Origin of the sequence: Streptococcus sp. HSISS2, assembly GCF_000448665.1 — a bacterium.
In the GTDB taxonomy this organism is placed as follows: domain Bacteria; phylum Bacillota; class Bacilli; order Lactobacillales; family Streptococcaceae; genus Streptococcus; species Streptococcus raffinosi.
In genome coordinates this window covers 1,885,424-1,898,068 of record NZ_CM002133.1, presented here as the reverse complement: position 1 = coordinate 1,898,068, position 12,645 = coordinate 1,885,424, and the positions used below count along the sequence as shown (strand labels likewise).

General features: G+C 40.4%; 14 protein-coding genes, 1 tRNA gene and 1 pseudogene. 15 read left to right on the top strand and 1 reads right to left on the bottom strand.

From position 1 onward, the window contains the following. The first annotated feature begins 170 nt into the window (after positions 1-170). The 8 genes and pseudogenes from folB (at position 171) to HSISS2_RS08135 (ending at position 7,088) form a co-directional block, all read left to right on the top strand. Positions 171-530 (top strand): dihydroneopterin aldolase, encoded by a 360-nt coding sequence (gene folB / locus HSISS2_RS08170; protein WP_021146287.1) that lies wholly within the window; start codon positions 171-173, stop codon positions 528-530. Further along, a pseudogene (folK, locus tag HSISS2_RS08165) lies at positions 527-1,017 on the top strand (2-amino-4-hydroxy-6-hydroxymethyldihydropteridine diphosphokinase). The gene folB and the pseudogene folK overlap by 4 nt, the downstream one beginning before the upstream one ends. Positions 1,018-1,205: 188 nt before the next feature. Continuing rightward, positions 1,206-2,108: a UDP-N-acetylmuramate dehydrogenase gene (murB, locus tag HSISS2_RS08160; RefSeq protein WP_008535264.1), complete on the top strand. Its 903-nt coding sequence runs from the start codon at positions 1,206-1,208 to the stop codon at positions 2,106-2,108. A gap of 46 nt (positions 2,109-2,154) precedes the next feature. Then, positions 2,155-3,309 carry an ABC transporter ATP-binding protein gene (locus tag HSISS2_RS08155; RefSeq protein WP_002887695.1) on the top strand — a complete coding sequence of 385 codons (1,155 nt, stop codon included), beginning with the start codon at positions 2,155-2,157 and terminating at the stop codon, positions 3,307-3,309. Continuing rightward, on the top strand, positions 3,293-4,087 hold the full coding sequence (locus HSISS2_RS08150) for an ABC transporter permease (RefSeq protein ID WP_021146283.1): 795 nt from the start codon (positions 3,293-3,295) through the stop codon (positions 4,085-4,087). The genes HSISS2_RS08155 and HSISS2_RS08150 overlap by 17 nt, the downstream gene beginning before the upstream one ends. After that, positions 4,084-4,863, top strand: coding sequence for an ABC transporter permease (locus HSISS2_RS08145; RefSeq protein WP_021146282.1), 780 nt, complete (start codon positions 4,084-4,086; stop codon positions 4,861-4,863). The genes HSISS2_RS08150 and HSISS2_RS08145 overlap by 4 nt, the downstream gene beginning before the upstream one ends. Beyond that, a complete protein-coding gene (locus HSISS2_RS08140; RefSeq protein ID WP_021146281.1) occupies positions 4,856-5,923 on the top strand; it encodes a PotD/PotF family extracellular solute-binding protein in 1,068 nt (355 codons plus the stop codon). The genes HSISS2_RS08145 and HSISS2_RS08140 overlap by 8 nt, the downstream gene beginning before the upstream one ends. A gap of 271 nt (positions 5,924-6,194) precedes the next feature. Further along, the gene (locus HSISS2_RS08135) at positions 6,195-7,088 is read left to right on the top strand and encodes an SPFH domain-containing protein (RefSeq protein WP_021146280.1); all 894 of its coding nucleotides are present in this window, start codon (positions 6,195-6,197) and stop codon (positions 7,086-7,088) included. A gap of 45 nt (positions 7,089-7,133) precedes the next feature. Here the strand turns inward: HSISS2_RS08135 and HSISS2_RS08130 are convergent, their stop codons facing one another. After that, positions 7,134-7,529 carry a VOC family protein gene (locus tag HSISS2_RS08130; RefSeq protein WP_021146279.1) on the bottom strand — a complete coding sequence of 132 codons (396 nt, stop codon included), beginning with the start codon at positions 7,527-7,529 and terminating at the stop codon, positions 7,134-7,136. Between the two features lie 112 nt (positions 7,530-7,641). Here HSISS2_RS08130 and HSISS2_RS08125 point away from each other — a divergent pair, with 112 nt between their 5' ends. From HSISS2_RS08125 to HSISS2_RS08095, 7 genes are all read left to right on the top strand, one after another. After that, entirely contained in the window at positions 7,642-8,535 is an 894-nt protein-coding gene (locus HSISS2_RS08125) for an ROK family protein (protein WP_021146278.1), read from the top strand. A 153-nt stretch (positions 8,536-8,688) separates the two neighbouring features. Beyond that, a complete protein-coding gene (gene serC / locus HSISS2_RS08120; protein WP_002887682.1) occupies positions 8,689-9,783 on the top strand; it encodes a 3-phosphoserine/phosphohydroxythreonine transaminase in 1,095 nt (364 codons plus the stop codon). Between the two features lie 12 nt (positions 9,784-9,795). After that, positions 9,796-10,353: an acetyltransferase gene (locus HSISS2_RS08115; protein ID WP_021146277.1), complete on the top strand. Its 558-nt coding sequence runs from the start codon at positions 9,796-9,798 to the stop codon at positions 10,351-10,353. Positions 10,354-10,371: 18 nt separating this feature from the next. Continuing rightward, positions 10,372-11,550: a 3-phosphoglycerate dehydrogenase family protein gene (locus tag HSISS2_RS08110; RefSeq protein ID WP_021146276.1), complete on the top strand. Its 1,179-nt coding sequence runs from the start codon at positions 10,372-10,374 to the stop codon at positions 11,548-11,550. Between the two features lie 56 nt (positions 11,551-11,606). Then, a complete protein-coding gene (locus tag HSISS2_RS08105) occupies positions 11,607-12,101 on the top strand; it encodes a methylated-DNA--[protein]-cysteine S-methyltransferase (protein WP_021146275.1) in 495 nt (164 codons plus the stop codon). A 33-nt stretch (positions 12,102-12,134) separates the two neighbouring features. Next, the gene (locus tag HSISS2_RS08100) at positions 12,135-12,488 is read left to right on the top strand and encodes an arsenate reductase family protein (protein ID WP_008535237.1); all 354 of its coding nucleotides are present in this window, start codon (positions 12,135-12,137) and stop codon (positions 12,486-12,488) included. Between the two features lie 57 nt (positions 12,489-12,545). Continuing rightward, positions 12,546-12,616: transfer RNA gene (locus HSISS2_RS08095), tRNA-Thr, on the top strand. The last annotated feature ends 29 nt before the right edge of the window (positions 12,617-12,645 follow it).

Genomic DNA, 12,645 nt, shown 5'->3' with positions numbered 1-12,645 from the left:
TCAACCTCTGCACCTTTATTTTATCAAATAAGAATAATTGTGCAAGCGTTTGCATTGAATAAAGTGACAAAAGTCTCTGTTTTGTCTAAAAAATCATACGAATTAGAGCGTAACTTTTTAGCTGTTTTATGCTAGAATAAGGGTAAGTTTAGTCGTCTAAAGGAGAGTAAATGGATAAAATAATTTTGAATGGTTGCCGTTTCTATGGCTATCATGGTGCTTTTGCTGAGGAACAAACCCTAGGACAGATTTTTGTGGTGGATTTGGAATTGGCAGTTGATTTGGTCAAGGCCTCACGAAGTGATGAACTAGCAGATACGGTTCATTATGGCTTGGTTTTTGAGGCTGTGAAGAGACAGGTGGAAGAAGTAAAGTATAGCTTAATTGAGCGTTTAGCTGGTGCTATTTGCGAAGATTTATTTGCTCAATTTGGCCCTATCCAAGCCATTAAGATTCGTATTTATAAGGAGAATCCACCTATTAACGGACATTACAAGAGTGTGGGAATTGAGTTGGAGCGTAGCCGATGACAAAAGTTTACTTGAGTTTGGGGTCTAACATGGGCGACCGCCAAGGCTATCTCCAAAGAGCTGTGGAAGCCTTGAAGCAGTTGACTGATACTGAGGTTGAAACCGTGTCCTCTTATTATGAAACAGCCGCTTGGGGCTAACAGATCAGGCTGATTTTTTAAACCTCGCCTTGGCATTAGAAACGCAGTTGCCAGCTGAAAGCCTACTCAGTGCTTGTCAGGCCATTGAGAAAGACTTGGATCGCGTTCGCCATGAGCATTGGGGACCCCGGACCGTGGATATTGATATTCTTCTCTATGGACAGGAAATTTGGGAGACTGAGCATCTGATAGTACCACATCCTTTCATGACTCAGAGAGCCTTTGTTTTGGTTCCTCTGCTAGAAATTGCAAAGGACTTAGTTGAGCCTCAAACTGGTCAAACCTACGAAAATTATTTGAGTCAATTAGACACTAATGATGTTCACAAATTCGTGACTTCGGACTAGTTTTTACTAAAATTCCTTGTCGTCAAGATGGGGATTTTTTGCTATAATTAATCTTGGCTTTTGCTGTATTTTTCCTCGATGTTCGAGGGGAAAATAGTAACACATTTGTAGGTTCTGCCTTTAATGATAGGGAAGCCTATCACAATGCCTACGAAGAAATAAAAAGAATAGAAAAGTATGGAAAAAATATGCTTGATGAATTAAAAAAAGATTTAGTGGGAATTGATATTCGTTTCAATGAACCCTTAAAACGTTACACCTATACCAAGGTTGGTGGACCAGCAGATTATTTGGCCTTTCCACGTAATCGTTATGAGCTTTCACGTATCGTCAAATTTGCTAATAAGCAAGGGATTCCCTGGATGGTTCTTGGAAATGCTAGTAATTTGATTGTCCGTGATGGCGGTATCCGAGGCTTTGTGATTATGTTTGACAAGCTTAACGGTATTGCAGTAAACGGTTATCAAATTGAAGCAGAAGCGGGTGCTAATTTGATTGCGACAACAAAGGTGGCTCGTTTCCAAAGCTTGACTGGTTTTGAATTTGCAGCAGGCATCCCAGGTAGTGTTGGTGGTGCTGTATTCATGAATGCTGGGGCCTATGGCGGAGAGATTGCTCATATCTTGGTTTCAGCTCAGGTTTTGACAAAAGACGGTGATATTCGTACCATTGCGGCACGTGACATGCGTTTTGGTTACCGTCGCTCGGTTCTTCAGGAGACTGGTGAAGTTGTTATTTCAGCTAAGTTTAATCTCCATCCAGGTGACTATCATCAAATTAAGAATGAAATGAATCGCCTCAATCACTTACGTGAACTTAAGCAACCTCTCGAATACCCTTCATGTGGTTCTGTTTTCAAACGCCCACCAGGCCACTTTGCTGGTCAGCTTATTACGGAAGCTAATCTTAAAGGACATCGTATCGGTGGTGTTGAAGTTTCAACCAAGCATGCTGGTTTCATGGTCAATGTGGATCAAGGAACAGCTAAAGATTATGAGGATCTTATCGCCGATGTCATTGCCAAGGTTAAGGAAAATTCTGGAGTTACTCTAGAACCTGAAGTTCGTATCATTGGTGATAAGCTTAACTAAATCAACCCCTATCTTATATTTAATTTTTATGGAGGACTTATGACAATTGACTAATCCGATTATTGCCTTTCAAAACGTCTCAAAAGTGTTTGAAGACAGTGGCACACAAGTTTTAAAAGACATCAACTTCGAACTAGAAGAAGGAAAATTCTATACTCTTCTTGGAGCTTCTGGCTCTGGGAAATCAACCATTTTGAATATCATTGCTGGCCTCTTAGATGCGACCAGTGGTGACGTCCTTTTAGATGGAAAACGTATCAATGATATCCCTATCAATAAAAGGGATGTCCACACCGTTTTCCAATCTTATGCCCTCTTCCCACATATGAATGTCTTTGACAATGTGGCCTTTGCGCTTAAGTTAAAAAAGGTCCCTAAAAAGGAGATTGAAGAGCGTGTAGAAGAAGCCTTGAAAATGGTTCAACTAGATGGTTATCAAAAGCGCTCAATTCAAAAATTATCTGGTGGACAACGTCAACGGGTGGCCATTGCCCGTGCGATTATCAACCAACCACGAGTGGTCCTTTTAGATGAGCCTCTGTCAGCACTGGATTTGAAGCTACGTACTGAAATGCAATACGAGTTGCGTGAATTGCAGCAGCGACTTGGGATTACCTTTGTCTTTGTTACCCACGACCAAGAAGAAGCCCTGGCTATGTCGGATTGGATTTTTGTTATGAATGATGGGGAAATTGTTCAGTCAGGAACCCCTGTTGATATCTATGATGAGCCTATCAACCACTTTGTAGCTACTTTTATTGGAGAATCCAACATTCTTCCTGGCGTGATGATTGAGGATTATCTGGTTGAGTTCAATGGAAAACGCTTCGAATCTGTTGATGGAGGAATGCGTCCTAACGAACCTGTTGAAGTGGTTATACGTCCTGAAGATTTACAAATCACGCTTCCTGAAGAAGGAAAGCTACAAGTTCGAGTGGAAACGCAACTCTTCCGTGGGGTTCACTATGAAATTATTGCTCATGATAATCTTGGCAATGAATGGATGATCCACTCGACCCGTAAGGCTATTGAGGGTGAGATTATCGGTCTTGATTTTACGCCTGAAGATATTCACATCATGCGTCTCAATGAGACAGAAGAAGAATTTGATGCCCGTATTGAAGAATATGTGGAAATGGAAGAGCATGAAGATGGCTTGATTAATGCCATTGAGGAGGAGCGCCATGAAGAAAACAGCTAGCCTCTTTTCGGTACCCTACCTGCTTTGGCTTCTGCTTTTTGTGGTCGCTCCAGTGCTCATGCTCTTGTATCAGTCTTTCTTTGATATCAGTGGCAACTTTACTTTAGATAATTACGGGACCTTCTTTTCCAGTTGGACCTACTTGAGGATGAGCTTCAACTCGGTTCTTTATGCGGCTATTATTACTATAGTCACTCTCCTCATTTCCTATCCTACGGCTTATCTTTTGACGAGACTCAAGCATAAACAGCTTTGGTTAATGCTTGTCATTTTGCCAACCTGGGTCAATCTCCTTCTTAAAGCTTATGCCTTTATGGGGATTTTTGGTCAACAAGGTGGGATTAACGCCTTTCTTGGTTTCTTTGGTATTGCACCTATGCAAATCCTTTTTACGGATTTCTCCTTTATTTTTGTAGCCAGCTACATCGAAATACCATTTATGATTCTGCCGATTTATAATGCCCTAGATGATTTGGATGAAAATATCGTTAATGCGAGCAAGGATTTGGGTGCTAATGATTGGCAGACCTTTACTAAGGTTATCTTTCCTTTGTCGCTTAACGGGGTTCGTTCAGGTGTGCAATCAGTCTTCATCCCCAGTCTCAGTCTCTTTATGTTGACACGCTTGATCGGTGGTAACCGAGTGATTACACTAGGAACGGCTATTGAACAGCACTTCCTCACAACGCAAAATTGGGGGATGGGGGCAACCATTGGGGTTGTTCTCATTGCTGCTATGATTGCGACTATGTGGTTAACGAAGGAGAGACGTCAATGAAAAAATTTGCAAATCTCTATCTCGTTTTTGTCTTTGTTATCCTCTATTTGCCTATCTTTTATTTAATCGCCTATTCTTTCAATAGTGGTGGCGATATGAATCATTTCAAAGGCTTTACGCTGGATAATTATCAGAGCATGTTTTCAGATAGTCGACTCATGTTGATTTTGGCTCAAACCTTCTTCTTAGCCTTTCTTAGTGCTCTCTTGGCGACACTCATTGGTACCTTCGGGTCTATCTTTATCTATGAGAGCAAACAGAAACAACAAACGGGGATTTTATCTCTAAATAACGTGCTCATGGTTGCACCTGACGTTATGATTGGTGCCAGTTTCTTAATTCTATTTACCTTAATTGGCTTTCAGCTTGGTTTCGTCTCTGTTTTGCTAAGCCACATCGCCTTTTCAATTCCAATTGTGGTTCTCATGGTTTTACCACGTCTCAAGGAAATGAATCGTGATATGGTAAATGCGGCCTATGACTTGGGTGCGACCCAGTGGCAGATGTTGCGAGAGGTAATGCTACCATACTTGACACCTGGAATTATCGCTGGTTATTTTATGGCCTTTACTTATTCTTTGGATGACTTTGCCGTGACCTTCTTCGTTACGGGTAATGGTTTTTCAACACTTGCTGTGGAGATTTACTCACGTGCTCGTAAGGGAATTTCTTTGGAAATCAATGCTCTCTCAACCGTTGTTTTCCTATTCTCTATCCTTTTGGTTATTGGCTATTACTTGATTACCAAGGAGAAAAAGGAGGAGCAAGATGCGTAGACTCTATGAATTTTTACTAGGGATTGTAGCCATTATACTTGTCCTTTGGGGAATTTCTGCCTATATGCAAAGTCACACAGGAAGTGCCTCTGATAAATTAGTGATTTATAACTGGGGGGACTATATTGATCCTGATCTCTTGACCAAGTTCACCAAGGAAACAGGCATCAAGGTTCAGTATGAAACTTTTGATTCCAATGAGGCCATGTATACCAAGATTAAGCAGGGGGGGACTACCTACGACATTGCTGTACCGTCAGACTATACCATTGATAAAATGGTTAAGGAAAACCTGTTGGTGAAATTGGATAAATCTAAAATCCATGGCTTTGATCAAATTGGCTCAAGCTTCAAGGGACTTAGTTTCGACCCTCACAATGATTATTCCATTCCTTATTTCTGGGGGACTGTCGGCATTGTCTATAATACAAAATTGGTAAAAAAAGCTCCTCAGCATTGGAATGATCTCTGGTCGTCTGATTACAAAGACCAAATTATGCTAGTTGATGGGGCACGTGAAGTCATTGGCTTTTCACTTAATAGCTTGGGATATAGTCTGAACACCAAGAACATGACGGAATTGCGTTTGGCGGAGACCAAGCTCAATAGTTTAACCCCTAATATCAAAGCTATTGTAGGCGATGAAATGAAGGGCTACATGATTCAAGGTGATGCTGCTATCGGAGTAACTTTCTCAGGGGAAGCTAGTGAGATGCTTGATAAAAATGAGAATCTTCGTTATGTTGTTCCTTCTGAGGGCTCAAATCTTTGGTTTGATAATCTGGTTATCCCGAAGACAGTTAAGCACAAAAAAGAGGCTTATGCCTTTATCAATTTCATGCTTAAGCCAGAAAATGCAGCTCAAAATGCCGAATACATCGGTTATGCAACACCTAACGATGCAGCCAAAGCCTTGCTTCCAAAGCGGATTACTGATGATAAAGCCTTCTATCCATCAGAATCAACGATCAAAAACCTAGAAGTCTATGATAATCTAGGCCAAAAATGGTTAGGCATCTATAACGATATTTACCTTCAAGTTAAGATGTATCGTAAATAAGCCTTCTAAGTTTAAGTGCTAGATTCAAAGTAAAACAATTCTTCAAATGCTTTTATTTCAAAAATAATGAGAGGCTGAAACACTATCGTTTCAGTCTTTTTACTAATGCCAATAAATATCGCTTATTAATCCTCATTTCCATAAGAATCATAGGGGCTTTGGCTAATGTCTATGAAGGGAGCAAAAAGAAGATTTGTTTTTCTTGAATAATTGTATTGCTGTGCTATAATAAAGCGAAGGAATTTATAATGTTTATTTTGGAGGACTTAACATGCAAACAGCACTTCTCTTTTTACTGATCTCCTTCCTAATTCTCATGGGAATTCTCATCAGTATGCTTTATGTCGTTCGTCAGCAGTCAGTAGCTATTGTTGAACGTTTTGGACGCTATCAAAAAATTGCAACTAGTGGTATCCATATGCGTCTGCCATTTGGTATCGATAAAATTGCCGCACGTATTCAATTACGCTTGCTTCAAAGCGAGATTGTAGTGGAAACTAAGACCAAAGACAATGTCTTTGTCATGATGAATGTTGCTACACAGTACCGTGTTAATGAGCAAAATGTGACCGATGCATACTACAAACTCATGCGTCCAGAGGCTCAAATTAAGTCATATATTGAGGATGCCCTTCGTTCATCCGTTCCTAAATTGACACTTGATGAGCTTTTTGAGAAGAAAGATGAAATTGCCCTTGAAGTACAACACCAAGTGGCTGAAGAAATGACAACCTACGGTTATATCATTGTGAAGACTTTGATTACTAAGGTTGAACCTGATGCTGAAGTTAAACAGTCTATGAATGAAATCAATGCTGCCCAACGTAAGCGTGTAGCAGCCCAAGAATTGGCAGAAGCGGATAAAATCAAGATTGTCACAGCAGCCGAAGCCGAAGCTGAAAAAGACCGCCTTCATGGGGTAGGTATTGCCCAACAACGTAAGGCCATCGTTGACGGTTTGGCTGAATCTATTGCTGAATTGAAAGAAGCTAATGTGGGTATGTCTGAAGAGCAGATTATGTCTATTCTCTTGACCAACCAATATTTAGATACCCTTAATACCTTTGCTGTTAAAGGTAATCAAACCTTATTTTTACCGAATAATCCAAATGGAGTAGATGATATTCGTACCCAAATTTTGTCAGCCTTGAAGACAGATAAATAGTAAGCAAACAAAGAAGCCAGATTTGAGATAATCTGACTTTTTTGTTTATTTTTCTAAGAACTGAGCCAAGCGGATAACTTCAATCTTATAGCCATCTGGATCAGTGATAAAGTAGTACATTTTTGGTTTACCAGGAAGACCTGAGAGATCAGTGACAGTGTAGCCAGCTTCTTTGTGTGCTTGGTGTTTAGCTTCTAGGTCATCAACACCAACAGCGATGTGTCCATAGCCATTTCCAAGGTCGTAAGCTTCATGATCGTAATTGTATGTTAATTCCAACTCGTAATCAGGATCGTCTTCGAGTTGCATGTAGACAAGCGTGAATTTATATTCTGGAAAATCATTACGACGGACTTCTTTGAAACCAAGAGCGTCTTGGTAAAAGTTTAGTGAAGCTTCTAGGTCCTTAACACGAACACAAGTGTGTAGGAATTTAGTCATGTGAGAGACTCCTTTTATCTAATTTTGTATTCTCATAGTAGCATTTTGGGACCGTTTTTCTAGTCTTAGCTACATGTGATATAATGGCGAAAAAGAATCTGAGGAGGTATTTATGACGATTTTAGCGATTGATTTTGGCGGAACTCAGGTCAAGTCTGCCCTTGTTTCGGAGGAGTTTGCCCTTGAAAAGAGTCTACCAACGCAATCATCTCCACAAACCTTGAATCAAACCCTTGATGTGATTGACTATTTGGTAACGTCGGTTAAAGTAGCCTTAACGGGCATTGCTATCAGTGTTCCTGGGACAGTAGATACTGATGAGGGTGTTATTTATCACGGAGGCTTGTTGCGATTCTTCCACGGTTTTCGTATCAAAGACATCCTTGAAGCCAAGTATCATTTACCAGTCACGGCTCTTAATGATGGGAAAGCAGCAGCTTTAGGCGAGCTGGCGATGGGGCATTTACAGGGAGTGACCAACGGTGCAGCCCTTGTTTTGGGTTCAGGTCTAGGTGGTGGTCTTATTATTAATGGTAAACTTTTTCAAGGAAGTCACTTTCAAGCGGCTGAGTTAACATTTCTTCTTCCAGTTCAAATGGAAAAAGTTAATCCTTCACAAATGCGAGGAACAACTCTTTCAGCTGTTGGTTTCATTACTAGGGTTAATGAAGTGTTGGGTAATGCTGATTTAAAAGATGGTCGTGAAGCTTTTAAGGCAATCAATGCTAGAAATGAAGCTGTTTATCCAATTTTTGAGGCCTATTGTCGAAGCTTAGCTATTACTATTCTAAATCTTCAATCCATCTTTGATATGGAAATCTTTGTTCTTGGAGGTGGTATTTCAGCTCAGCCGGTTCTGATTGAGGAGGTCAACCGCCAGTTTGATAAGGTTCGCCATGAGATAGACTTTATCGGAAAAATTATTAAACGACCTAAAATTGTCGCCTGCCATCACCATAATGGTGCTAATTTGATTGGTGCGGCTTATTTCCTTAAACAGAGATAACGGATACTAAAATAAAATGGCGCCAAAAATATACATAAAATACCTAACTTTTTTGTGACAAGCGGGCAATTCCGTTCGTTTTTTGCTCTTAGGACTTTACAATATTCAGAAAATTCGCTATAATGGGACCATTAAAATTTTGGAGGTGTCTTTATGACAATTTATAATTTCTCAGCAGGACCTGCTACATTACCAAAACCAGTGCTTGAAAAGGCACAAGCTGAATTGCTTAACTACCAAGATTCCGGTATGTCCGTGCTAGAAATGTCCCACCGTTCTCCAGAATTTGACAAAATCGTTAAAGATGCGGAAGCGACACTTCGTGAGTTAATGGCTATTCCTGATAACTATAAGGTTATTTTCTTGCAAGGTGGCGGCTCTACACAATTCTCAATGCTACCACTGAACCTCGCTCAAGGGAAGAAAGCTTACTACCTTGTAGGTGGTTCATGGGGTAAAAAAGCTTATACAGAAGCTGTTAAACTTTCAAAAACCATTCCTTTTGAACCAATTCTTTTGGCGTCATCTGAGGATACTGTTTACGATCATATTCCAAGTTTTGATCCTTCAACAATTGATCCAGAAGCTGCCTATGTTCACTTGACTACTAACAATACCATTGAAGGAACAGCTATCTATGATTTGCCTGATACCAATGGTGTGCCAATTGTAGCTGATATGTCTTCAAATATTTTGGCTGCTCGCTATAACGTTGAAGATTTTGCCCTTATCTATGCTGGTGCTCAGAAAAATATTGGACCTGCTGGTGTGACAGTGGTTATCGTCCGTGAAGACTTCCTTAACGACCAACCACAATTGTCTGCTATGTTGGACTACCGTATTCAAGCTGAAGCAGGATCACTTTACAATACACCACCATGTTTCAGTATTTATATTTCAAAACTCGTCTTTGACTGGGTTAAAAATGAAATTGGTGGCGTAGATAAGATGGCGGAAATTCAACGTGAAAAATCAGGTCTTCTTTATGATTATATCGAGTCATCTGATTTTTACACCAATCCTGTTAAAGATGCCAAGGATCGTTCTGTCTGCAACATTCCATTTGTCACACCAAGTAAAGACTTGGATGCTAAATTTGTAGCAGAAGCAGATGCTCTTGGCTTCAAGAATATCAAGGGTCACCGCTCAGTTGGTGGTATGCGTGCCAGTGTTTATAACGCCTTTCCACGCCAAGGTGTGCTTGATTTGATTGACTTTATGAAGAAATTTGAAGCTGAAAATAAGTAATTAGGTAAAGAGATGGAAATTAGACAAGCCTTTCCAAATGAAATTAAGCCCATCATGACGGTTATTGAGAGTGCCAGAGCTGCTCTAGCAGAAGCTGGCAGTTCCCAATGGCAAGGGGCTGATGGTTACCCTACTGAAGAAAACATCTTTGATGATGTCCTCAAAGGACAAGCCTATGTAGGTATCATTGACGGTCAAATTGTTTCTTATGCTGCGGTGGTTACTGATGGAGACCCTGCTTACGACAAAATCTATGACGGTGATTGGAAGCATCACAATAAGCGATACATTACTTTTCATAGGATTGCCGTTTTGACTGAGGTTACAGGTCAAAGGGTCGCTCAAACCTTTATTCAAGGTCTTATCGAGGGAACTGACGCTCATGATTTTCGTTGCGACACGCATGAAAAGAACCTTGTCATGCAGCATATTTTGGAGAAGCTAGGTTATGTCTATTGTGGCAAGGTTCCTATTGACGGGGAACGATTTGCCTATCAGAAAATCAAAACCAAGAGGGAAAAGGCCTTCTATCAAGAAGTTGATGAGGCAACCCATCATGGTATACATTGATTCAAGAGGAATAAAATTATGGTATTTAGTGTAAAAACGTATAACAATATTAACCAGATTGGTTTGAAGGAACTTGGAAATCATTTTCAAATCGATGGTGATTTAGCGAAAAATCCGGATGCTTACATCATTCGTAGTCAAAATCTCCATGATACAGTTTTCCCTGAAAATTTGAAAGCCATTGCTCGTGCCGGTGCTGGTACTAACAATATCCCAGTTGCTGAAGCCACTCAAAAAGGAATTGTTGTCTTCAATACTCCAGGAGCTAATGCTAATGCAGTTAAAGAAGCTGTTTTGACTTCTATCTTGCTCTCAGCACGTGACTATATTGCGGCCAATGCTTGGGTTAATACGCTTAGTGGTGACGATGTGCCTAAACAAATCGAAGCAGGTAAGAAACAGTTTGCAGGTAGTGAGATTGCTGGTAAAACACTTGGTGTTATCGGACTTGGTGCCATTGGTGCCCGTATTGCCAATGATGCTTACCGTTTGGGAATGAAGGTCTATGGTTATGACCCATATGTTTCTATTGAAGCTGCCTGGAATATCTCTCACCATGTCAGACGTGTTTCTGATCTCAAAGAAATCTTTGAAAACTGTGACTATATCACCGTTCACGTTCCGTTGACACCTGATACGAAAGGTACTTTCAATGCGGACGCCTTTAACCTCATGCAAAAAGGAACAACAATCATCAACTTTGCCCGTGCAGAATTGGTAGAGAATGATGCGCTCTTTGATGCTTTGGAAACAGGTGTCGTAAAACGTTATATCACGGACTTTGGGACAGAAGAACTGCTTAACAAGCCTAATGTGACAGTCTTCCCGCATGTCGGTGGTTCAACAGGTGAAGCAGAACTCAACTGTGCGATTATGGCTGGTCAAACCATCCGTCGCTTCATGGAAACAGGTGAAATTGTCAATTCTGTTAACTTCCCACGTGTACAACAAGCTTTGAGCGCTCCATATCGTATTACCTTGATTAATAAAAACGTGCCTAACATTGTGGCTCGTATCTCAACAGCGGTCTCTGATTTTAATATCAATATTGACAATATCATCAACCGTTCAAAGGGAGAGTATGCTTATACCCTTCTTGACCTTGATGAAACAGACAAGTCTAAGATTGATGAATTGGTCGCTAAGTTTGAGGCTAGTGACAATATCGTACGAGTACGTTTGATTAAAGGTAAATAATTCAAAAATAAGCTGACAGGGACATGTGTTTCCTGTCTTTTTGTTATAATGAACCTATGTTTTATCGTCAGTATTATGTATCTCCCCTTGGTCGCCTGTCCTTGGTGGCTAGTGAGGAAGCCCTCTATGGTATATGGTTGGAAGGACAAAATCATTTTCAAGCTGGTCTTGAAGAGGAAAAGTTAGTAGACACCTCAAATCCTATTTTAGAAGTGACAAAGAAGTGGTTGCAGGCCTATTTTGAAGGTGAAAATCCAAGCCCAAATATCCTTCCATTAGCTGAACGAGGAACAGACTTCCAACAAAAAGTTTGGTCGGCTTTAAGAGCGATTCCGTATGGACAAAGCAGATCATATGGTCAGATTGGTAAGCAGCTTTCTTGTCATTCAGCTCAGGCTGTTGGAACCGCTGTTGGGAAGAATCCCTGGTTGATACTTATTCCTTGTCACCGTGTCCTACCTAACACCGGTCATATAGGAAATTATGCTGCTGGAGAGGCTGCCAAGCGTTTCTTACTCCATTTGGAAGGGCTTAGGTTTGACAAGATGTAGAAACATGCTTATGCTATAGAAAAGGAGAAAAACATGTATACTTTTTATGAATATCCAAAATGCAGCACTTGTCGTAAGGCTAAAGCTGAACTCAATCAATTAGGTATTGAGGTTGAGTCCATCAACATTAAGGAAAATCCACCTTCAGCTCAATTTCTAAAAGAGCTTCTAGAGGGGTCAGATTTAGAGCTCAAGAAATTCTTTAATACGAGTGGACAATCCTACCGTTCTTTAGGATTGAAGGACAAGCTTCCAACCTTATCGGTAGATGAAGCTGTAAAACTCTTAGCTTCAGATGGTATGCTGATTAAACGTCCTATCTTGATTAAGGATGGTAAGGTTTTACAAATTGGCTACCGTACGCCTTACCAAGACTTAAATTTATAAAAAGTAAGCAAAATGTCTTGCCACGGTAAACAGTGATATGGTAAGATAGAAACAGTTGCCGCTATAGTTAAATGGTATAATAGAGCAATGGTAATGCTCCGTTCCGAGTTCAATTCTCGGTGGTGGCATCTGTGATTTACTCCAGCTTAGAGCTGGA